This window comes from Franconibacter pulveris (assembly GCF_056780215.1).
The window spans coordinates 1764509-1786524 of record NZ_CM165555.1; the positions used below are offsets into that span (position 1 = coordinate 1764509).

The following is a 22016-nucleotide window of genomic DNA, read 5'->3' on the forward strand; positions in this document are numbered from 1 at the left end:
TTGTTTATCATTTCGGCAGAAAAAATTGATGCATATCAATTTTGGTATGACCAATGCACCGTTCGTGATATTCTCAGACGTGTTGTAACGTTTCAGTCGGCTAACCTGTTGTTAATTAAAAGTTATTTTAATAACTTTAACTTAACAATTGGTTAATGTTTTAAGGGGGTCATGTTGACTACGCCATTAAGAAAGATTGTGATCGTCGGCGGGGGTGCTGGTGGGCTTGAGCTGGCGACGCAGCTCGGTCACAAACTGGGCCGCAGTAAAAAAGCCAAAATCACCCTGGTCGATCGCAACCACAGCCACCTGTGGAAACCGCTGCTGCATGAAGTGGCTACTGGTTCACTGGATGAAGGCGTCGATGCGTTGAGCTATCTGGCGCACGCGCGCAATCACCATTTCCAGTTCCAGCTGGGTTCGGTTATGGATATCAACCGCGAGCAGAAAACCATTACGCTTGCTGAAGTTCGCGATGAGAAGGGCGAGCTTCTGGTACCAGAGCGCAAGCTGGCGTATGACACGCTGGTGATGGCGCTGGGCAGTACTTCAAACGACTTCAACACGCCGGGCGTAAAAGAGAATTGCATATTCCTTGATAATCCGCATCAGGCGCGCCGTTTCCATCAGGAAATGCTCAACCTGTTCCTGAAGCACTCTGCCAATCTGGGCGCCAGCGGCAAAGTTAACATTGCTATCGTGGGCGGCGGCGCGACGGGCGTAGAACTTTCCGCAGAACTGCATAATGCGGTAAAACAGCTGCACAGCTACGGCTATAAGGGTCTGACCAACGAAGCGCTGAATGTGACGCTGGTGGAAGCGGGCGAACGTATCCTGCCTGCGCTGCCGCCGCGTATTTCTGGTGCGGCGCATAACGAGCTGACGAAAATGGGCGTGCGCGTGCTGACCAATACCATGGTGACCAGCGCGCAAGCGAATGGTCTTCATACCAAAAGCGGCGAGTTTATTGAGGCGGATTTGATGGTCTGGGCGGCGGGTATTAAAGCCCCTGACTTCATGAAAGAGATTGGCGGCCTGGAAACAAACCGTATTAATCAGCTGGTGGTGGAGCCTACCCTGCAGACTACGCGCGATGCGGATATTTTCGCTATTGGCGACTGCGCTTCTTGCCCGCGTCCGGAAGGCGGGTTTGTACCGCCGCGCGCTCAGGCTGCCCACCAGATGGCTGACTGCGCGCTGGATAACATTCTGGCGCAGATCAAAGGCAAACCGCTCAAGGCCTACGTTTATAAAGATCACGGCTCGCTGGTTTCGCTTTCCAACTACTCGACCGTAGGCAGCCTGATGGGCAACCTGATGCGCGGCTCGATGATGGTGGAAGGACGTATTGCGCGCTTTGTTTATATTTCGCTTTATCGTATGCACCAGATAGCGCTCCACGGCTACTTTAGAACGGGGCTGATGATGCTGGTAGGCAGTATTAACCGGGTGATTCGACCTCGCCTCAAGCTGCATTAATAACCGAAAGCGCCCCCTTCGCTCAGGTGAAGGGGGACGTGTCAAAAATTTTACCTTAATCACAATTTTCCCTTCAGACTTCTCTCAATCCCTTGAAAGTACCCGATAAAGTGGCGGTTTTTAGCCTTTTTCCTGGTGGCTTTCGTCACATCCGGTTGCAAAATAGATAGCAGTAACAAAGCCGGGAGGATATTCCTGTGAATAAATCAATGTTAGCGGGTATAGGGATTGGCATGGCCGCAGCACTGGGCGTCGCGGCGGTTGCCAGTATGAATGTCTTTAATCGCGGGCCGGAATACGCGCAGGTGGTGTCCGCCACGCCTATTAAAGAAACCGTTAAAACGCCGCGCCAGGAATGCCGCAATGTCACCGTCACCCATCGTCGTCCCGTGCAGGATGAGAACCGTATAGCCGGTTCAGTACTGGGCGCGGTAGCAGGCGGCGTCATCGGCCATCAGTTTGGCGGCGGGCGCGGTAAAGATGTTGCCACGGTAGTCGGCGCGCTGGGCGGTGGTTATGCTGGCAATCAGGTGCAGGGCGCCATGCAGGAGCGAGACACCTACACCACTACGCAGCAACGCTGCAAAACGGTTTATGAAAAATCAGAAAAAATGCTCGGCTACGATGTGACCTACAAGATAGGCGATCAGCAGGGCAAAGTCCGTATGGATAACGACCCGGGAATGCGTATCCCGCTCGACAGTAACGGGCAACTGGTACTGAACAATAAAGCGTAAGAAGCAGATCTCTGCGTTTAACCCCTCTTGTACTCAGGCAGAGGGGTTCTTTTTTGCAGCAGGAAAGCAGGGATATTGCTCGCTTACCCGTAACGAGTAAGCGAGCAATCCTTGGCGTCAAATGGTGTTATGTTCCTTGATCAGCAGAAAGCCTGTGATCAATATCGAAACAAAAGCGAAGAGAATCGAGCCACCACATAACAACCAAAGGCTAAATAACACTGTTATTACTATTAACACCTTAAGTAATGGTAATAGCAAAATCATGTTCATTTTCCTTCTGAATGTGCATAGCCAAAATGCGTCTCTTGTTATCCTTTTGGGAACTCTCGCAAAAACTCAACTTCCATCCCTGACCTCGTCTTGATGACGATGTGTAATGCCGTGCAGAGCAAAGTCTGAACGATGCTAATCATTAGCCTACGAACAATCAAACGTGTGCTTAAAATTCTAGTCAATCTCATACTTTTGGCTGATAAGCGCGGCCGATTGTTGAGATAGGTTAAGCCTATCTCATGAGCGGGGGGAGGCGGGAAGGGAAAAGAGCGGCGCGAACGCCGCTCCGTTCAGGCTTGAACCAGTTGCGGCCATAGCCGCATTAGCGTTTGAATAATTTCTCTCAACTCATTGCATTTAGCCCCTTCCCGCGCGCTCACTGACATCCCATGCAGCATGCACGAAACAAACCGCACCAGCATGGAAATATTGCAGGACGCCGGAAGCTCGCCCCGGGCCTGCCGCTGCTCAAAGAAGCGCAAAAGCGTTTCTTCACGCTGCGCGTGCCGGGCTTTGATAGCGCTGGCGATCTCTTCAGAAGAGGCCGCAAGTGCGGCGGAGGTGGTAATGATAAAGCAGCCCGCAGGCGTATCCGTACTGGTGAAACAGGCGGCGACTTCCGTGCAATACGATTCCAGCGCCTCTTCAACGCGCTTACTGTCGTCAAAAAGCAGGGCTTCCTGTTTTTCCGCGAAACGCGAGATGTAACGGTCCAGCACCGCCCTGAATAGCCCCTCTTTATTTGTAAATTCTGCATACAGCGTAGGCGCTTTCGCTCCAGTCGCTTCCACAAGGTGGGCGAGGGAGGTCGCTTCATAACCATGCTGCCAGAACAGCGCCATGGCCTTATCCAGCGCCGCTTCCCTGTCGAACACTTTTGGTCGGCCACGGCTTTTTTTTGCGCAACCCGATGCATCAGTTGTCATGGTGCCGTTTACCTCTGTCTGTTTTCTGAATACCCATTATAAAAATAAAACTTCTCAGGCGCCATAAGGGGTTTGGATTAAATTTTATTTGTCTATCTATATGAAAATAATAGCGTTTAATTATTAATTAATGATCATTATAAAATATTGTTGACTGTGATGAGGATCACGCCTAACATTTACCTATCGATCGTTAACTTAATGAGTTTAACGACCTCTTATTCCTCTATTTCAGGACAACAACCATGAAAAATATCAAAAGCCTGCTCGCTATCGCCGTACTGAGTTCCCTTTCTTTCGCAAGCGTCGCCGCGGTTCAGGTGCAGTCTGCTCCGGCCGATCAGCATAAAGCAGGTTCAATCTCCGCCATGGGCGGCAGCAACCTGGGTTCGGTTGAACAGGCGTTATCGCAGAAAGCAGAAGCCATGGGCGCGAAATCCTGGCGTATCACTTCTGTAACCGGTGATAACACGCTGCACGGCACCGCAGTCATTTATAAATAATCTGTACCCTCTAATGAAAAAGGCCCTGCTTTCTGGCAGGGCCTTTTTTTATATCTTGTCGATAGCAGCATCTTCTGGCGGCGAGCTCACCTCGACAGGGACGCCAGCGCGCAGCGTAAGCGCCTTATTGACGAATTCACTGTGCGTTTGCGCCGCTGCTTCGAAAGCCTTGAGTTTGTCATTCAGCGCGATGGGCTGCGTTTTCGGATCGTCATCAATGCGCTTAGAAAGCGGCTGATGCACCTCAATCCAGCGGCGACCATCCGGCTCTACCGACGCTTTCACCGGTTCGTTAATAATGGTGACTTTCGTTCCCACCGGCACGGTGCTGAAGAGGTGTTTAATGTCGTCGTCCCGCAGGCGGATACAGCCGGAGCTTACGCGCATGCCGATGCCGAAATCCGCGTTTGTGCCATGCAACAGGTATACCCCGCCATAGGCTGCGAGGCGAATGGCATGATGCCCCATCGGGTTTTCCGGCCCGGCAGGGACGACGGGCGGCAGTTCAATGCCCTGAGCGAGATAACGGGCGCGAATAGCCGCAGTCGGGGTCCAGGTCGGATTTTCACGTTTTTGAGAGATGCGCGTCACCATGGTAGGCGTCAGCGTATCGCCGCCCAGTTGACCTATTCCTACCGGATAAACGGTGACGCGGTTTTCACCAGGCGCATAATAATAAAGCCGCAGCTCGGCAAGATTAATGACGATGCCTTCACGCGGCGCATCCGGCAGCAACATTTGCCGCGGGATGGTCAGCACGCTGCCTGCGCGCGGCACGTAAGGATCGACGCCCGGGTTCGCCTGCAGCAGCGCCAGGAAACCCACGTTATAGCGTTTGGCAATAGCCTCCAGCGAGCCGCCGTCATCGGCAACGGTATGGTAAAGCGTCTCGCCCACCAGGCGGCTGCCCGGCGCAGGTAAAGGATAGGTATTGGCGCTGCCTTCGCTTGCGTAAAGCGCGAGCGCGGCAAGGGGTATAAGCATTATCCAGCGGTAAAGCGAAGCGGCAAAGTGTGTCATCGCAGCTATCCTGTGCGTTAAATCCAGCATTATTAAGTTGTTAACCGGAAGTATGGCGGGTATAGCGCGTAGGAAATCCTGGCGAGTGCAAAAGAGTGTAAAGTTACGCGGCGCGTCAGTAGAAAACGCGCCGCGTAAGGTTTTGACGATCAGGCGAGGGCGTTTTCCGCCAGCTGGTGCATAAACTTCTGTACCCATTCCATGCGAATCTTGCGCTCCGCCAGCTCCCGGGTGAATTTCAGCCGGGTCGGACCATCAAGCCGGTAGTGCTGCGGTTCCTTTTGCAACAGGCCAATCAACCAACCCGGATCGACATGGTTTTTCTCGGCAAATTCCAGCATGCCGCCTTTGTCGTTGGCTTCAATCTTACGGATGCCGAGCTTCTGCGCCTGCTGGCGCAGCCTTGCGATATCCAGCAAATTGCGCGCCGGGTCCGGCAGCAGACCGAAGCGGTCAATCAACTCGACCTTCAGCTCTTCCAGCTCGCTCTCTTTCTTCGCGCTGGCGATGCGCTTATAGAACGAGAGGCGAGTGTTGACGTCCGGAATGAAGTCATCCGGCAACAGCGAGGGCATGCGAAGCTCGACTTCCGTCTGCTGGCTGGTTAAATCCTCAAGCGACGGCTCGCGGCCCGCCTTGAGCGCATCCACGGCATTTTCCAGCAGTTCCATATAAAGCGAGAAGCCAATGCTTTCCATCTGCCCGCTCTGATCTTCGCCAAGCAGTTCGCCTGCGCCTCGAATTTCAAGGTCATGGGTAGCGAGCGCGAAACCGGCGCCCAGATCTTCCAGCGAGGCGATAGCTTCCAGACGCTTCTGCGCGTCGGTGGTCATCGCTTTCGGATGCGGCGTCAGCAGCCAGGCGTAAGCCTGATGATGAGAACGACCGACGCGGCCGCGAAGCTGGTGCAGCTGCGCCAGGCCGAAATGGTCGGCGCGCTCAATGATAATGGTGTTCGCCGTTGGAATATCGATGCCGGTTTCGATAATGGTGGTGCAGACCAGCACGTTGAAACGCTGATGATGGAAATCATTCATCACCCGCTCAAGCTCGCGCTCGCGCATCTGGCCGTGACCTACCGCAATGCGCGCTTCCGGCACCAGGTTCGCCAGCCGCTCCGCCGCCTTCTGGATGTTTTCCACATCGTTGTAGAGATAATAAACCTGGCCGCCGCGCAGGATCTCACGCAGGATGGCTTCGCGCACCACCAGGTTGTCATACTCGCGAACGAACGTTTTCACCGCCAGGCGCCGGGCAGGCGGGGTGGCGATGATAGAGAGATCGCGCATGCCGCTCATCGCCATATTTAGCGTTCGCGGAATCGGCGTGGCGGTGAGCGTCAGGATATCGACATCCGCACGCATCGCTTTAATGCGCTCTTTGTGACGAACGCCGAAGCGGTGCTCTTCATCGACAATCAGCAGGCCGAGGTCCTTCATCTTCACGTCGCTTTGCAGCAGTTTATGGGTGCCGATAAGGATATCGACTTTGCCTTCGGCGGCCTGTTCCAGCACCTGCGCCTGCTCTTTGGCGCTGCGAAAGCGGGAGAGCATCTCGATGCGCACCGGCCAGTTGGCGAAGCGGTCGCGGAAATTATCATAATGCTGCTGGGCGAGCAGGGTAGTGGGCACCAGCACCGCCACCTGTTTGTTGTTTTCCACGGCCAGGAACGCCGCGCGCATCGCCACTTCGGTTTTGCCGAAGCCAACGTCGCCGCACACCAGACGGTCCATCGCCAGCGGCTGGCACATATCGCTCAGCACGGCGTTGATCGCCTGCGCCTGGTCTGGGGTGGTTTCAAACGGGAAGCCTTCGCAGAAAAGCTGATACTGTTCGCGGTCGTGCTTAAACGCAAAACCTTTCTTCGCCGCGCGCTGGGCATAAATATCGAGCAGCTCCGCCGCCACGTCGCGCACTTTTTCCGCCGCTTTTTGCCGCGCTTTAGACCAGGCGTCGCCGCCAAGCTTATGCAGCGGCGCGTTCTCCTCCGCGCCGCCGGCGTAGCGGCTAATCAGGTGCAGGGATGAAACCGGTACGTAAAGCTTCGCGTCGTTGGCGTAAGTGAGCATCAGGTATTCGCCCTTAATGCCGCCCGCTTCAAGGGTGGTCATGCCCGCATAGCGGCCAACGCCATGTTCGAAATGCACCACCGGCTGGCCGGGGTGCAGTTCCGCCAGGTTGCGGATAAGGGTATCGGGGTTGATGGTGCGGCGGTTATCCTGGCGCCGACGGGTAACGCGCTCGCCCAGCAGGTCGCCTTCGCAAATCAGCGCGCGGTTACGCAATGTGTCGATAAACCCGCGTTCCGCCGCGCCAATCATCAGGTAACGTCCGGCATTCGCGGCTTCATCAAGCCGGTAGATGCGCTTCGGCGCCACTTTAATGCGGGCGAGCAGTTCGCCCAGCGCCTCGCGGCGGCCTTCGCTCTCCACTGAAAACACCACCGGGCCGTCGAAACTTTCCAGAAACTGGCGAAGGCTGTCGAGCGGGGCTTTCTGCTGCGCCTGGACTGCAATATCCGGCAGCCCCTGATAGCCGAGATTCGTATGCGCGGCTTTGTCAGCGAGCTTATCGCTTTTCAACTGCACCCGCGGCCACTGTTTCAGCTCGCCAAACAGCTCGTCGGTTTTCAGCCATAGCGTTTCCGGCGGCAGCAGCGGGCGCATCGGATCGACGCCGCGGTTCTCAAAACGCGCCACCGTATCGGCCCAGAAGCGGTCGGCGCTGCTTTCCAGCTCGCCGGTATTAATCACCAGCGTATTTTTCGGGAAATAACTAAACAGCGACGGCAGCGGCTCGTTGAAAAAGAGCGGTTGCCAGTATTCAATCCCTGCCGGCAGGGTGCCTTTGCTCACCTGCTGATAGATATGCTCGGCGTCGCGTTTTACTTCAAAGCGGTCGCGCCACTGGCTGCGGAACAGTTCAATGGCCGCTTTATCCGTCGGGAATTCATGCGCGGGCAGCAGATTAATCGCTTCCACCTCTTCCAGCGTGCGCTGGGTATCGACGTCAAACAGGCGCAGGCTGTCGATTTCGTCATCAAAAAAATCGATACGGTAAGGCTGGGTGCTGCCCATTGGGTAAAGATCAAGCAGTGCGCCGCGGGTGGCGTATTCGCCATGTTCCATCACCTGGTCAACGTTGCGGTAGCCCGCCTGGTCAAGCTGGCTGCGCAGCGTATCGCGCGAAAGCGCCTGGCCTTTGCGCATCACCAGCGCATGGCCGTGCAGGAAACTGTGCGGGCAGACCCGCTGCATTAGCGTATTCACCGGCATAATCAGCACGCCGCGCTGCATGGCGGGAAGCTGATAAAGCGTGGAGAGCCGGGAGGAAATGATGTCCTGATGGGGCGAGAAGCTGTCGTAAGGCAGGGTTTCCCAGTCGGCGAGATTCATCACCAGACTGTCGGTAAACTGCTGAATTTCATCGTGCAGACGCAGGGCGCTTTGCATATCCGGCGCCACAAGCACGACCGGCCCGGTATGACGCTCGGCGATTTCCGCCACTTCGCAGGCGGCGGCTGACCCGGTCAGCTCACCCAGTTGACGCTGTTCGCCCGCTTTGGCGGGCAGAGAATAACGATATTGTTCAGGCATAGAAGACGAAACGCGCTCCGGTTGTGCCGTAAGGCCGGGATAAAAACCCGGCGACAGAGTGGGTTAGTGGTTCCATAAATCGGATCTGGGCTTTATTATCGTTGATCACTTTGCATTAGCAACCGTACAAGACGGATTTCATGTATCAACCTGTCGCGTTATTTATAGGCCTGCGGTATATGCGCGGGCGTGCAGCGGACCGTTTCGGTCGCTTTGTCTCCTGGCTGTCCACCATCGGCATTACGCTTGGCGTGCTGGCGCTGGTCACGGTGCTTTCCGTGATGAACGGCTTTGAGCGCGAGCTGCAAAACAACATCCTGGGGCTGATGCCGCAGGCGCTTATCACTTCTCAAAAAGGCTCCATCAAGCCTGACGAACTTCCGGCGAACGGTCTGAAGCTGCAGGGCGTCAATCGCGTTGCGCCGTTAACCACCGGCGACGTGGTGCTGCAAAGCGCCCGCAGCGTGTCGGTGGGCGTCATGCTGGGTATCGACCCGCAACAGCAGGACCCGCTGACGCCCTGGCTGGTCAACGTTAAGCAAAGCGACTTAGCGCCAGGCAAATATAACGTCATTCTTGGCGAACAGCTGGCCGGGCAGCTTGGCGTTAACCGCGGCGATCAGATTCGCGTGATGGTGCCTTCCGCCAGTCAGTTTACGCCGATGGGGCGCGTGCCCAGCCAGCGTCTCTTTACCGTTATCGGCACCTTCGCCGCCAACAGTGAAGTGGACGGCTACCAGATGCTGACGAACATTCAGGACGCATCAAGACTGATGCGCTACCCGGCGGGCAACATTACCGGCTGGCGCTTGTGGCTCAATGAACCGCTGAAAGTCGACGAGCTGAGCCAGCAGGCGCTGCCTCAGGGCACGGAGTGGAAAGACTGGCGCGAACGTAAGGGCGAGCTTTTCCAGGCGGTGCGCATGGAGAAAAACATGATGGGACTGCTGCTGAGTCTTATCGTCGCCGTCGCCGCGTTTAACATCATAACGTCGCTTGGCCTGATGGTGATGGAAAAGCAGGGCGAAGTGGCGATACTGCAAACCCAGGGGCTGACGCGCCGCCAGATAATGGCGGTGTTTATGGTGCAGGGCGCGAGCGCCGGGATTATCGGCGCGCTGCTCGGCGCCGTGCTTGGCGCGCTGCTGGCCAGCCAGCTTAATAATTTAATGCCGATTATCGGCGCGTTTCTTGACGGCGCGGCGCTGCCTGTCGTTATCGAACCTTTACAGGTGATTGGCATTGCTCTGCTGGCGATGGCGATTGCGCTGTTATCCACGCTTTACCCCTCCTGGCGCGCGGCCGCCACCCAACCCGCTGAGGCTTTACGTTATGAGTAAGACTGTGCTGTTACAGTGCGACAACCTGTGCAAACGCTACCAGGAAGGCAAAGTGCAAACGGACGTGTTGCACAATGTCAGCTTCAGCATCAATGCGGGCGAGACGATGGCGATTGTTGGCAGCTCCGGCTCCGGCAAAAGCACCCTGTTGCACCTGCTGGGCGGGCTCGACACGCCCACCTCCGGCGATGTGATTTTCAACGGCCAGTCGATGAGCAAGCTCTCATCGGCGGCGAAAGCGGAACTGCGCAACCGCGAGCTGGGCTTTATCTACCAGTTCCACCATCTGTTGCCCGACTTTACCGCGCTGGAAAACGTAGCCATGCCGCTGCTTATCGGTAAAAAGAAAGGCGCGGAGACCGAATCGCGGGCGCTTGAGATGCTAAAAGCCGTTGGTCTCGACCACCGCGCCGGCCATCGTCCTTCCGAGCTTTCCGGCGGCGAGCGCCAGCGTGTGGCTATCGCGCGCGCGCTGGTCAACAACCCGCGCCTTGTGCTCGCAGATGAGCCGACGGGCAACCTGGACGCCCGCAACGCGGACGCCATTTTCGCCCTGCTGGGCGAGCTGAATAAAACGCAGGGCACCGCTTTTCTGGTGGTGACCCATGACCTTCAGCTGGCGAAGCGCATGTCACGCCGTCTTGAGATGCGCGACGGCCATCTGAACACGGAACTGACCCTGATGGGGGCGGATTAAGCATGTCGCCCTTATCGCTGTTAATCGGCCTGCGCTTTAGCCGCGGCCGCCGTCGTAGCGGCATGGTGTCGCTGATTTCCATTATCTCCACTATCGGCATCGCGCTTGGCGTGGCGGTGCTGATAGTCGGCCTGAGCGCCATGAACGGCTTTGAGCGCGAGCTGAATAACCGCATTCTGGCGGTTGTGCCGCACGGCGAGATTGAGCCGGTGAATCAGCCGTGGAACGGCTGGGGCGACGTGCTGCAACGAGTCGAGAAGGTAAAAGGCGTTGCCGCCGCCGCGCCCTATATCAACTTTACCGGCCTGGTGGAAAGCGGCGTGAATCTGCGCGCCATCCAGGTGAAAGGGGTGGATCCGCAGCAGGAGAAGCGCCTTAGCGCGCTGCCGAATTTCGTGCAGAACAATGCCTGGCAGAGCTTTAAAGCGGGCGAGCAGCAGATAATCCTCGGCAAAGGCGTCGCCGATGCGCTGAAGGTGAAGCAGGGCGACTGGATCTCCATCATGATTCCCAACGCTGACGCTGCGCATAAGCTTCTGCAGCCAAAGCGAGTCCGCCTGCATGTGGCCGGCATTCTGCAACTGAGCGGCCAGCTTGATCACAGCTTCGCCATGATCCCGATGCAGGACGCGCAGCAGTATCTGGAGATGGGTGACAGTGTCACGGGCATCGCCATTAAAGTTAACGATGTGTTTAACGCTAACAAGCTGGTGCGCGATGCAGGGGAAGTGACTAACGCTTACGTTTACATCAAAAGCTGGATTGGCACCTACGGCTATATGTACCGCGACATCCAGATGATCCGCGCCATTATGTATCTGGCGATGGTGCTGGTGATAGGCGTCGCCTGCTTCAATATTGTCTCTACGCTGGTGATGGCGGTAAAAGACAAGAGCAGCGATATTGCGGTGCTGCGTACGTTAGGTGCAAAGGATGGCCTGATCCGCGCTATTTTCGTCTGGTATGGACTGCTGGCGGGGCTGCTTGGCTCGGTGAGCGGCGTGGTCGTAGGGGTGCTCGCCTCCTGGCAGCTCACGGGCATTATTCGTTTTCTTGAAACGTTGCTCGGCCATCATTTCCTCTCCGGCGATATTTACTTTATCGACTTCCTGCCATCGGAGCTTCACTGGCTGGATGTGGTTTATGTGCTGGTGACGGCGCTCTTGCTGAGCCTGCTGGCGAGCTGGTACCCGGCGCGGCGCGCAAGCCGCATCGACCCGGCGCGCGTACTGAGCGGACAATAACTTTCAGGAGCGGCTATGTACTACGGCTTCGATATAGGCGGCAGCAAAATAGCCCTTGGCGTCTATGACGAGAACCGGCGGCTACAGTGGGAAAAGCGCGTCGCCACGCCGCATAGCGGCTATGCGCAGTTCCTGACCGCGCTTCGCGAACTGGTGGAAGAGGCCGATAGCCGCTTTGCTGTTGTCGGGCGCGTCGGCATCGGCATTCCCGGCATGCCGGTAACCGATGACGGCACCCTCTACGCCGCCAATCTCCCCGCCGCCAGCGGCAGGCCGCTGAAGGCGGATTTGTCTTCGCTGTTGGGGCGCGAAGTGCGCATGGAGAATGACGCCAACTGCTTTGCGCTGTCGGAAGCCTGGGACGACGAATTCCGCCGCTACCCGCTGGTGATGGGGCTTATCCTCGGCACCGGCGTGGGCGGCGGCATTGTTTATAACGGCAAGGTGGTAAGCGGACGCCGCTTTATTACCGGCGAGTTTGGCCATATGCGGTTGCCTGTCGATGCGCTGGATGTCATCGGGCGCGATACGCCGCTTATACGCTGCGGCTGCGGTAAAACCGGCTGCATAGAGACGCTGCTTTCCGGCGGCGGCTTTGCATGGCTGCATCAACACTTCTACCATCAATCATTAAGCGCGCCCGAAATTATCCACCGCTGGCAACAGCACGATGCGCAGGCGCGCGAACATGTAGAGCGATTTGTGGACCTGCTGGCGGTCTGTCTGGGCAACCTGCTGACCGCCATTGACCCGGATCTGCTGGTGCTGGGCGGCGGCCTGTCGAACTTTACTTACCTTGTGGAGCAACTGCCGCAGCGGCTGGCGCCGCATTTATTGCCGGTGGCGAAAGCGCCGCGCATTGAAGCTGCCCGTCACGGCGATGCCGGCGGCATGCGCGGTGCGGCTTTCCTGCATCTGACCGATTAACATCCGGAGTGGTTATGCTATCGCGTCGTCAACACCGGCTCAGCCGGTTTCGAAGGAATAAGCGTCGGCTGCGCGAGCGGTTGCGCCAGCGTATTTTTTTCAGAGACACAGGGGTGCCGGAAGTGATGGAAAAACCAAGAGTGGTGGTGCTGACAGGCGCGGGGATTTCAGCTGAATCGGGCATTAAAACCTTCCGTGCGGCGGATGGCCTGTGGGAAGAGCATCACGTAGAGGATGTCGCGACGCCCGAAGGTTTCGCCCGTAACCCGGAGCTGGTTCAGCGCTTTTACAACGAGCGCCGCCGCCAGCTTCAGCAATCGGAAATCCAGCCCAACGCCGCGCACCTGGCGCTGGCGCGGCTTGAGCAGGCGCTGGGCGACCGCTTTTTGCTGATAACGCAGAATATCGACAACCTGCATGAAAGAGCGGGCAACGAAAATGTGCTGCACATGCACGGCGAGCTGCTGAAAGTGCGCTGCGCGCGCAGCGGACAAGTGCTGGCGTGGACAGGCGACGTAACGGCGCAGGATAAGTGTCACTGCTGCCAGTTCCCCTCGCCGCTGCGCCCGCACGTGGTCTGGTTTGGCGAAATGCCGCTCGGTATGGATCGCATTTATGAAGCGCTGGCGATGGCGGATGTCTTTATCGCTATCGGCACGTCCGGCCACGTCTACCCGGCGGCGGGTTTTGTTCACGAAGCGAAGCTGCAGGGCGCGCATACCGTTGAACTCAACCTTGAGCCAAGCCAGGTCGGCAGCGAGTTTGAAGAGAAGCATTACGGACTGGCAAGCCAGGTGGTGCCGGAGTTTGTGGATAAGCTGCTAAAGGGGCTTTAAACGGCATGCAATAAGGTGGGGCGTTGCGCGCCCACCCGATATCTTCCACATTGACAACAGCGCAGGGCGGGTGCGCAACGCGCCACCCGCCACGGTTGCCGCCGCTAAGGCTTAGCGACCCGCCTTCAGCTTCTGGTAATACGATTCGTAAATCGCGCTGGCGTCGCCGACGTCATTCTGCCATTCGCCGTTCTTGATAGTCGCGTCATCCGGATAGAGCGTTTTATCGTTCGCCACCTCTTTATTCAGCAGCTTGCGCGCTTCCAGGTTCGGCGTCGGGTAGCCGATGGTTTCCGCTACCTGTTTCGCTACGTCCGGGCGCAGCAGGAAATTGATGAGCTTCAGCGCGCCATCGACGTTTTTCGCATTAGCGGGAATGGCCAGGCTGTCCATCCAGAAGATGCCGCCTTCTTTCGGCCAGATAACGTCAAGCGGCGTACCGGCCTGGCGCGCCACAAAGGCGGAGCCGTTCCATACCATCCCCACGTTGACTTCGCCTTCCATGTATGGGTTCGCCGGGTTATCGGAGTTAAACGCCGCCACGTTAGGCATCAGCTTTTGCAGCTCTTTATAAGCCGCATCAATCTCTTTCGGGTCGGTCGTGTTGCCGGAAAGGCCCAGCTTGCGCAGCGCAATCTGGAACACTTCGCGGGCGTCGTCGGTCAAGAGCAGGCTGCCTTTGTACTCAGGCTTCCAGAGATCCGCCCAGCTGGTCACGGTTTTCGGATCGACCGCGTCGCTGTTGACGCCGATCGCCGTCGCGCCCCAGATATAGGGAATGGAGTAATCGTTAGCCGGGTCGAACGGCTTGTTCAGCATGGCCGGATCGAGGTTATGGAAGTTGCTGAGCTTGCTTTTGTCGATCTTCTGGATCATCCCTTCCTTGCGCATCTTGTCGACAAAATAGGTGGAAGGCACCACCAGATCGTACGCGCCCTCTTTATAGGTTTTCAGCTTGGCGTACATGGTTTCATTCGATTCATAGGTCGAATAGATAACCTTAATGCCGGTCTCTTTGGTGAACTGTTCAAGCAGGCCCGGCGGCACATACTCGGTCCAGTTGTAGAAATAAAGCGTTTTGCCGTCATCAGCGTGCGCGGCGCTCATACCGAGAGCCAAAGCGCCCGCCGCAAGCAGGTGGCGTGACCATTTCATCATTTTAACGTCCCCTGAATTTTCGTTTTATCACGAAGGATGAGCTGGCTTGCAAGCACAAGCGCCAGCGAGAGTACCAGCAAAATGGTGGCGAGCGCGTTGACTTCCGGCGACACGCCAACCTTCACCATGGAATAGATCTTGAGCGGTAAAATTTCATAGCCAGGGCCGGTGACGAACGAGGAGACCACCACGTCGTCCATCGACAGGGTAAAGCTCAGCAGCCAGCCTGCGGCCACGGCGGGCATCGCCAGCGGCAGGATAATTTTGCGCAGAATAGTCACTTCGCTCGCGCCCAGATCTTTCGCCGCCTCCAGCATCTTTACGTCGAACCCTTTCAGGCGCGAGTAAACCGTCACCACCACAAAAGGCAGACAGAAGGTGATGTGCGAGAAGAGCAGGGACCAGAAGCCCAGCGAAAAGCCCAGCAGCATAAAGAGCACCAGCAGCGAAATCGCCATCACGATATCCGGCGACATCATCACCACAAACAGCATGCCGCTGACGAACGGCTTGCCGCGAAAGCGGTAGCGGTAGAGCGCCACGGCGGTCAGCGAGCCAATAAGCGTGGCGAACGTCGCCGAAAACACCGCCATGGTGAGCGAGTGTTGCGCCGCCTGCAGCAGGCTGTCGTTGTTCATCAGCAGGCTATACCAGTGAGTGGTGAACCCCTGCCAGTTGATGCCGAAGCGCGAGCTGTTGAACGAGTTCACGATCAGAATAATGATCGGGATATAAAGGTAAGCATAAATGGCGGCCATAAAACCGCCCTTGAGCAGTCGGCCAATCATTCCAGTTCCACCTTCTTATTAAGCAGGCGCGCGGCGCGCCAGTAAAAGAGCAGCATCAGCCCCATGACCGCAGTCAACGTAATGCTGGTGGCCGAGCCAAAAGGCCAGTCGCGGATATTCAGGAACTGGCTCTTAATCACGTTGCCGATAAGCAGGTTTTTCGCGCCGCCCATCAGGTCCGAAACGTAAAACAGCCCCATCGCCGGGAGCATCACCAGCAAGCAGCCCGCCACAATGCCCGGCATGGTCAACGGAATGATGATGCGAATAAAGGTTTGCAGCTTGCCGGCGCCGAGGTCTCTCGCGGCCTCCAGCAGCGGCTTATCCAGCTTTTCAATGCTCGAGTAGAGCGGCATCACCATAAACGGCAGCAGAATATAGACCAGGCCGATAATCACGGCAGAGGGGGTATACATAATGCGTATCGGCTCATCAATCACGCCGAGCCAGAGCAGAAAGGTGTTGAGATAGCCTTTGGTGCTGAGAAATATCTTCAACCCGTAAATGCGAATAAGCGAGTTCGTCCAGAAAGGAACAATCAGCAGAAACAGCAGCAGCGGGCGCACTTTTTCCGGCAGCTTCGCCAGAAACCAGGCGAAGGGGTAGCCGAGCGCCAGACAGGCGATCGTCGCCAGCAGCGCCATATTCAGCGAGTGCAGCAGCACCTGGAAGTAGAGCGGGTCGAGCAGACGCGCGTAGTTATCCAGCGTAAAGACCAGCTTGACGAAATTCGCGTCGTCGCGGGTCAGGAAGCTGGTTGCGATGATCATCAGGTTGGGCAGAAAAACAAACAGCAGCAGCCAGCCGACGATCGTGGCGATCACCACATTCTGGAATTTACGCGAGCTCTTCATCGGCCAGCACCACCTCCCAGCTTTCGACCCAGGTCACCGCCATTTTTTGGTTCAGCGAATGGTCAACATCGGGGTCGTCTTCATTAAAGAATTCGCTCACCTGCACCATTTTGCCGTTTTCCAGCTCGAGCACGGATTCCAGCGTCATGCCTTTGTAGTTGCGCTCGCGCACGTAACCTATCAACCCTTCCGCGTCGCAGGCACCGTTAATCTCCTCAACGCGCAAATCTTCCGGGCGCAGCAGCACCTTCAGGCGCTGGCCTTGTTCGACGGCGAACGGCACGGTGATGAAACATTCACGCCCTTCCACGTTCGCCCGCACGCGGTGGTCTGCGAGCGGCTCCAGTACGGTGGCGTCGAAGATATTAATCTCGCCGATAAAGCTCGCCACAAACAGGTTCCGCGGCTCTTCGTAGATCTCGCGCGGGCTGCCGTCCTGCTCAATGCGTCCGTCGCGCATGACGACAATGCGATCGGACATCGTCAGCGCCTCTTCCTGATCGTGCGTTACGAACACGAAGGTGATGCCGAGCTTACGCTGCAGCGCCTTAAGCTCGTTCTGCATCTGTTTACGCAGCTTATAGTCGAGGGCGGAGAGCGATTCATCAAGCAGCAGCAGGCGAGGTTTATTCACCACGGCGCGGGCGATCGCCACGCGCTGCTGCTGGCCGCCGGAAAGCTGGTGCGGTTTACGTTCGGCGAACGCTTCCAGTTGCACCATTTTCAGCGCTTCGGTAACGCGCGGCGCGATTTCGCCAGCCGGGGTTTTCTGCATGCGCAGGCCGAAAGCGACGTTTTCAAACACCGTCATATGCGGAAAGAGCGCGTAGCTCTGGAAAACGGTATTGACGTGGCGGTGTTCCGCCGGCACCTGAGTAATGGACTGGCCTTCGAGGGTTATCTCGCCCGCATCGACATTCTCCAGCCCGGCGATAAGCCGTAACACGGTGGTTTTGCCGCAGCCGGAAGGCCCAAGGAGTGTCAGGAATTCGCCATGATTAATGGTGAGGGAGAAATCAGAAATGACGTGCTTACCATCAAAGCTTTTTTCAATGCCCGCCAGTTGCAGCAGCGGGGAAAGCGCGCGTGGTTGTATATTCAATTTTTAACTCTGTCCCGTAAAGAACGCACCGGGAAGCTGACCGGATGCGGGGTTTGTGATGAACCACCTTAGGGTTTGGCACTTAATTAAGGGCAGGCATTCTACGGCAAACCATTGAAATCGCCAATGGTTGTGACGGTTTGCGACGGTTGCCTGCCGTAAAAGCGGGGCGCCGTCGCATAGAATGGCTTTTTCCTTTTTCCGCTACGCGTGTCTGGCGCAAAAAACAGAACCAATAGCCCCTGATTACACCCTTACGCTTCTTCTTTTCGCAAAAAGCCTGGCACGCTTTACGGCTTTCGTCTGTTAGGCGCTGCGCCTAAGAGGATTCTGGGATTTAGTGATATTCATCACATAAATCTATTGAAAGCGAGGCGCTGCCTATAATTCATAAGGAACGTTAATAATTCGGGCGCATACGCTTCGGGTTTCGCCAGACTAAAGCCTTAACAGGGAAGGACGACTATGGAAAAAAACGCTTACGACAAAGAGAGACCTGAACAGGCTTCAGGCGGCAGCGTCCGCCAGCGCCTCTTTTTTGTGGTGCTGGTGGCGACAATGGGCTCGCTGGCATACGGGTACGATACGGGTATTATTTCCGGCGCGCTGCCGTTTATGACATTGCCAGCGGCGCAGGGCGGGCTGGGGCTGAACCCGTTTACTGAGGGATTAGTGACATCCTCTTTGATTTTCGGCGCTGCGCTGGGGGCGTTTCTCAGCGGCTATCTCTCCGACCGCTTCGGCAGACGCATCACCTTACGCAGCCTCGCGCTGCTCTTTGTGTTAGGCGCGCTGGGTACGGCGCTTGCGCCCACGGTTAATATCATGATCGTGATGCGCTTTTTGCTCGGCGTCGCGGTAGGCGGCGGCTCCTCTACCGTCCCGGTTTTTATCGCCGAGATAGCCGGACCGCGCAAACGTGCGCCGCTGGTCAGCCGTAATGAGCTGATGATTGTCTCAGGCCAGCTCGTGGCCTATATCGTCAGCGCGCTGATGAGCTATCTCTTAAACGATCCGCATATGTGGCGCTATATGCTGGCGCTGGCGATGGTGCCGGGCGTGTTGCTGTTTATCGGCACCTTTTTCGTTCCTGCTTCGCCGCACTGGCTGGTCGCCGAAGGCCGGGTCAAAGATGCCTTGCGCGTGTTAAAGACCCTGCGTGAACACCCGCGTGAAGTGCAAAAAGAGATTTCGGATATGAAGCAGCAGGCCCGCGAATCGCAACAGGGGCCTTCAACAAAGGAATTGCTGAAACAAAAGTGGGTGCTTCGCCTGGTGTTGACCGGCGCCGGCATGGGGTTTGTTTTACAGTTCACCGGCGTTAACGCCTTTATGTACTACACGCCCATCATTCTGAAAACCACCGGCATGGGCACCAGCGCGTCCATCGCGGCGACGATTGGCAATGGCATCGTTTCGGTGCTGGCGGCGATTGCGGGTATTAAGGGCGTCAGCCGCTTTGGCCGACGTCCCATGCTGATGACCGGTCTGACAATCGTTATCTGCGCGCAGATAGCGCTAGGTTGCGTGCTGGTGTTTATGCCGCAGGATATGACGCAGAGCCTGCTGGCGCTCGGCTGCATCCTGGTGTTCCTGTTCTTTATGCAAATGTGTATCTCACCGGTTTACTGGCTGCTGATGTCTGAGCTATTCCCGATGAAGGTCCGCGGCGCGCTCACCGGCACGGCGGTCTCTTTCCAGTGGATCTGCAACGCCATTGTGGCCTTCGCCTTTCCTCCACTGCTGGCGGTGGCGGGCAATACCACTTTCTTTATCTTTGCGCTGATTAATATCGGCTCGCTGATTTTTGTCGCCATGGCGCTGCCGGAGACCCGCGGTAAATCCCTTGAGCAAATCGAAACCGCGATGCGCCAGCGCTTTGGCGAGCAGGGGAGCGCAGCCGCAGGCGAAACCGCCTGAAATAAAAAGGTGGCGTAGCCGTCGCTCTGGATGCTAAAGAGAAACAGATTCAGCGGAGGATTATTTCCTCCGCCGTCCTGCTAAAAGTGACCTGACGCAATAACTCTGATTTGCGGGTTATTGATAATGAGGTCACAAAAATCAAGAGGGTGACACTATGGATAAATTACTCGAGCGGTTTCTGCAGTATGTCTCTCTGGACACCCAGTCAAAGCCTGGCGTGCGTCAGGTGCCCAGCACAGAGGGGCAGTGGAAGCTGCTGCGGTTGCTGAAAAGCCAGCTTGAGGAGCTGGGACTGGTGAACGTCACTCTCAGCGAGCACGGCACGGTGATGGGAACGCTGCCTTCTAACGTGGCGAAACCGGTGCCGCCGATTGGATTTATTTCCCACGTCGATACGTCCCCCGACTTCACCGCCAAAAACGTTAACCCGCAGATAGTGGAAAACTACCGCGGCGGCGATATTGCGTTAGGGACAGGCGAAGAGATCCTCTCGCCGGTGATGTTCCCGGTGCTTCATCAGTTGCTGGGGCATACGCTTATTACCACCGACGGCAAAACGCTGCTGGGCGCGGATGATAAAGCCGGCGTGGCGGAGATAATGACCGCGCTGGCGACGCTCAAACAGAAAAATGTGCCGCATGGCGATATCCGCGTGGCGTTTACCCCGGATGAAGAGGTAGGCAAAGGGGCGAAACATTTTGACGTCGAGGCGTTTGACGCCCGCTGGGCTTACACGATGGATGGCGGCGGCATAGGCGAGCTGGAGTTTGAAAACTTTAACGCCGCCTCGGTGACTATCAAAATTGTTGGCAACAATGTGCATCCTGGCACGGCGAAAGGGGTGATGGTGAATGCGCTGTCGCTCGCCGCTCGCCTGCATGCCGAAGTGCCTGCCGATGAAAGCCCTGAGTGCACTGAAGGCTATGAAGGCTTTTATCATCTCACGAGTATTAAAGGCACCGTTGACCGGGCGGAGATGCACTACATCATTCGCGATTTTGATCGTGACGGTTTCGAGGCGCGTAAGCGCAAGATGATGGAGATCGCCAAAAAAGTCGGCAAAGGGTTGCACCCGGATTGCTATATCGAACTGGCGATAGAAGACAGCTATTACAATATGCGCGAGAAGGTCGCAGCACACCCGCACATTATCAGCATTGCCGAGCAGGCGATGCGCGATTGCGATATTGAACCAATAATGAAGCCGATTCGCGGCGGCACCGACGGCGCGCAGCTTTCCTTTATGGGCTTACCCTGCCCGAATATTTTCACCGGCGGGTATAACTATCACGGCAAGCATGAATTCGCCTCGCTGGAGGGGATGGAAAAAGCGGTGGCGGTGATCGTGCGCATTGCTGAGTTAACGGCGCAGCGCGCGTAGCTATAGCTGTTTTTCGAAGTCGCGACGGGCGGCGCGTTGCTTAACCGCCCTGTCAAGGCTGGCCCCTCACATCTCGGGGAAAGAGCGAGGGGCGAAAGCCGGTTGCTTAATCTTCGAAATACCAGTAGCCGCTGTTAACCAGCGCCGCCAGCGTGGCGAGGAAGGAAGGGTCTTCCAGCGCGTCGGCAAACAGCGCGTCGCTCAGCACCACGTGGTTTGCCAGGGCGTTAAGCGCCGGGCGATGCGGGCTGTCGATTTTCTCGCCGTTAACAAACACCTCTTCGCCGATGCGCAGTACGCGCAGGCCGCCCAGACGCACCAGCTTGTCGCCCTGCTTCAGGGCATCGTAAATCTCATCCGGCTGATAAGGCGGTTCCGGCGGCGCAACGTCCAGTTCGTGACGCGACTGGGTGATGAACTCGCCAAACCAGGCGTTGAAATGCTCCGGCTGATTAATCAGTTCGAGCATCATGCCGCGCAGTTTATCCAGCTCCGCCGGGACGATATCCGCTGGCTGCGCGCGCAGCGGCACATCCGGGTCGCTGTAACGCTGGCCGCCCAGTTCACGCTGCAGTACGTAATCCGCAAAGCCGCTGATAAGCTCCCGGCCGCTCGGCGCGCGAAAGCCGACAGAGTAGTTGAGGGAGTTTTCCAGCGAATAGCCTTCATGCGGAAATCCTGGCGGAATATAAAGAATGTCGCCAGGCTCCATCTCTTCATCGATGATTGCAGCAAACGGATCCACCTGCAGCAGGTCCGGGTGCGGGCAATGCTGCTTCATCGGCGTCTTTTCACCCACGCGCCAGCGGCGGCGGCCGGCGCCCTGAATGATAAACACGTCGTACTGATCGAGATGCGGACCGACGCCGCCGCCCGGTACAGAGAACGAGATCATCAGATCGTCGATGCGCCAGTCGGGCAGGGCGCGGAAAGGGCGCATCAGGGCGGCCGTAGGCTCATGCCAGTGATCCACCGCCTGCACCAGCAGCGACCAGTCGTTTTCGCCTAAGTGATCGTAGCTTTCAAACGGCCCGTGGCTCACCTGCCATTTGCCATCAAGATGGCTCACCAGGCGGCTGTCCACTTCGTTTTCCATCGCCAGCCCCGCCAGCTCGTCCGGCGAGATGGGGTCGATGAAGTTTTTAATGCCGCGCTTCAGCACTACCGGGCGTTTTTGCCAGTAGCGTTCAATAAAGTCGGGCCAGTTTATTTCTACGTGATAGTCCATA

At 56.8% G+C, this 22016-nt stretch carries 18 protein-coding genes; 10 read left to right on the forward strand and 8 right to left on the reverse strand.

Annotated features, from left to right (window positions below):
• The first annotated feature begins 174 nt into the window (after nt 1-174).
• Together ACU4F7_RS08380 and ACU4F7_RS08385 are read left to right on the forward strand one after the other, a co-directional pair.
• Nucleotides 175-1479, forward strand: coding sequence for an NAD(P)/FAD-dependent oxidoreductase (locus ACU4F7_RS08380; RefSeq protein ID WP_024556719.1), 1305 nt, complete (start codon nt 175-177; stop codon nt 1477-1479).
• A 197-nt stretch (nt 1480-1676) separates the two neighbouring features.
• The gene (locus tag ACU4F7_RS08385; protein ID WP_029592530.1) at nt 1677-2216 is read left to right on the forward strand and encodes a glycine zipper 2TM domain-containing protein; all 540 of its coding nucleotides are present in this window, start codon (nt 1677-1679) and stop codon (nt 2214-2216) included.
• A gap of 566 nt (nt 2217-2782) precedes the next feature.
• Here the strand turns inward: ACU4F7_RS08385 and ACU4F7_RS08390 are convergent.
• The gene (locus ACU4F7_RS08390) at nt 2783-3418 is read right to left on the reverse strand and encodes a TetR/AcrR family transcriptional regulator (RefSeq protein WP_029592531.1); all 636 of its coding nucleotides are present in this window, start codon (nt 3416-3418) and stop codon (nt 2783-2785) included.
• A gap of 245 nt (nt 3419-3663) precedes the next feature.
• Here ACU4F7_RS08390 and bhsA point away from each other — a divergent pair, with 245 nt between their 5' ends.
• On the forward strand, nt 3664-3921 hold the full coding sequence (bhsA, locus tag ACU4F7_RS08395; protein ID WP_029592532.1) for a multiple stress resistance protein BhsA: 258 nt from the start codon (nt 3664-3666) through the stop codon (nt 3919-3921).
• Between the two features lie 48 nt (nt 3922-3969).
• Here bhsA and ldtC read toward each other — a convergent pair whose 3' ends face one another.
• Nucleotides 3970-4905: a L,D-transpeptidase LdtC gene (ldtC, locus tag ACU4F7_RS08400; protein ID WP_481638711.1), complete on the reverse strand. Its 936-nt coding sequence runs from the start codon at nt 4903-4905 to the stop codon at nt 3970-3972.
• Between the two features lie 185 nt (nt 4906-5090).
• Nucleotides 5091-8537 (reverse strand): transcription-repair coupling factor, encoded by a 3447-nt coding sequence (gene mfd, locus ACU4F7_RS08405; protein ID WP_481638424.1) that lies wholly within the window; start codon nt 8535-8537, stop codon nt 5091-5093.
• 140 nt (nt 8538-8677) lie between these two features.
• Between mfd and lolC the strand changes: the two genes are divergently transcribed.
• Genes lolC through cobB form a run of 5 tightly spaced genes read left to right on the forward strand, consistent with a single transcriptional unit; the run spans nt 8678 to nt 13581 of the window.
• On the forward strand, nt 8678-9877 hold the full coding sequence (lolC, locus tag ACU4F7_RS08410) for a lipoprotein-releasing ABC transporter permease subunit LolC (RefSeq protein ID WP_029592535.1): 1200 nt from the start codon (nt 8678-8680) through the stop codon (nt 9875-9877).
• Nucleotides 9870-10574, forward strand: a complete 705-nt coding sequence (lolD, locus tag ACU4F7_RS08415) for a lipoprotein-releasing ABC transporter ATP-binding protein LolD (protein ID WP_029592536.1) — start codon at nt 9870-9872, stop codon at nt 10572-10574. Before lolC ends, lolD begins: the two co-directional genes overlap by 8 nt.
• A 2-nt stretch (nt 10575-10576) precedes the next feature.
• Complete coding sequence (gene lolE / locus ACU4F7_RS08420; protein ID WP_029592537.1) at nt 10577-11818, forward strand: lipoprotein-releasing ABC transporter permease subunit LolE; 1242 nt, start codon at nt 10577-10579, stop codon at nt 11816-11818.
• 15 nt (nt 11819-11833) lie between these two features.
• Complete coding sequence (nagK, locus tag ACU4F7_RS08425) at nt 11834-12745, forward strand: N-acetylglucosamine kinase (protein WP_481638425.1); 912 nt, start codon at nt 11834-11836, stop codon at nt 12743-12745.
• 14 nt (nt 12746-12759) lie between these two features.
• A complete protein-coding gene (gene cobB, locus ACU4F7_RS08430; protein WP_481638426.1) occupies nt 12760-13581 on the forward strand; it encodes a Sir2 family NAD+-dependent deacetylase in 822 nt (273 codons plus the stop codon).
• A gap of 111 nt (nt 13582-13692) precedes the next feature.
• Here cobB and potD read toward each other — a convergent pair whose 3' ends face one another.
• Genes potD through potA form a run of 4 tightly spaced genes read right to left on the reverse strand, consistent with a single transcriptional unit; the run spans nt 13693 to nt 17483 of the window.
• Nucleotides 13693-14739, reverse strand: a complete 1047-nt coding sequence (potD, locus tag ACU4F7_RS08435) for a spermidine/putrescine ABC transporter substrate-binding protein PotD (protein ID WP_481638427.1) — start codon at nt 14737-14739, stop codon at nt 13693-13695.
• A complete protein-coding gene (gene potC / locus ACU4F7_RS08440) occupies nt 14736-15527 on the reverse strand; it encodes a spermidine/putrescine ABC transporter permease PotC (protein ID WP_029592541.1) in 792 nt (263 codons plus the stop codon). The genes potD and potC overlap by 4 nt, the downstream gene beginning before the upstream one ends.
• A complete protein-coding gene (gene potB, locus ACU4F7_RS08445; RefSeq protein ID WP_029592542.1) occupies nt 15524-16381 on the reverse strand; it encodes a spermidine/putrescine ABC transporter permease PotB in 858 nt (285 codons plus the stop codon). Before potB ends, potC begins: the two co-directional genes overlap by 4 nt.
• Nucleotides 16365-17483, reverse strand: a complete 1119-nt coding sequence (potA, locus tag ACU4F7_RS08450; RefSeq protein WP_481638428.1) for a spermidine/putrescine ABC transporter ATP-binding protein PotA — start codon at nt 17481-17483, stop codon at nt 16365-16367. The genes potB and potA overlap by 17 nt, the downstream gene beginning before the upstream one ends.
• Nucleotides 17484-17948: 465 nt before the next feature.
• Here potA and ACU4F7_RS08455 point away from each other — a divergent pair, with 465 nt between their 5' ends.
• Complete coding sequence (locus ACU4F7_RS08455; RefSeq protein WP_481638429.1) at nt 17949-19403, forward strand: sugar porter family MFS transporter; 1455 nt, start codon at nt 17949-17951, stop codon at nt 19401-19403.
• A 157-nt stretch (nt 19404-19560) separates the two neighbouring features.
• A complete protein-coding gene (gene pepT, locus ACU4F7_RS08460; protein WP_481638430.1) occupies nt 19561-20787 on the forward strand; it encodes a peptidase T in 1227 nt (408 codons plus the stop codon).
• A 106-nt stretch (nt 20788-20893) separates the two neighbouring features.
• Here the strand turns inward: pepT and ACU4F7_RS08465 are convergent, their stop codons facing one another.
• On the reverse strand, nt 20894-22015 hold the full coding sequence (locus ACU4F7_RS08465) for a ribosomal protein uL16 3-hydroxylase (RefSeq protein WP_481638431.1): 1122 nt from the start codon (nt 22013-22015) through the stop codon (nt 20894-20896).
• Nucleotide 22016 lies beyond the last annotated feature (1 nt).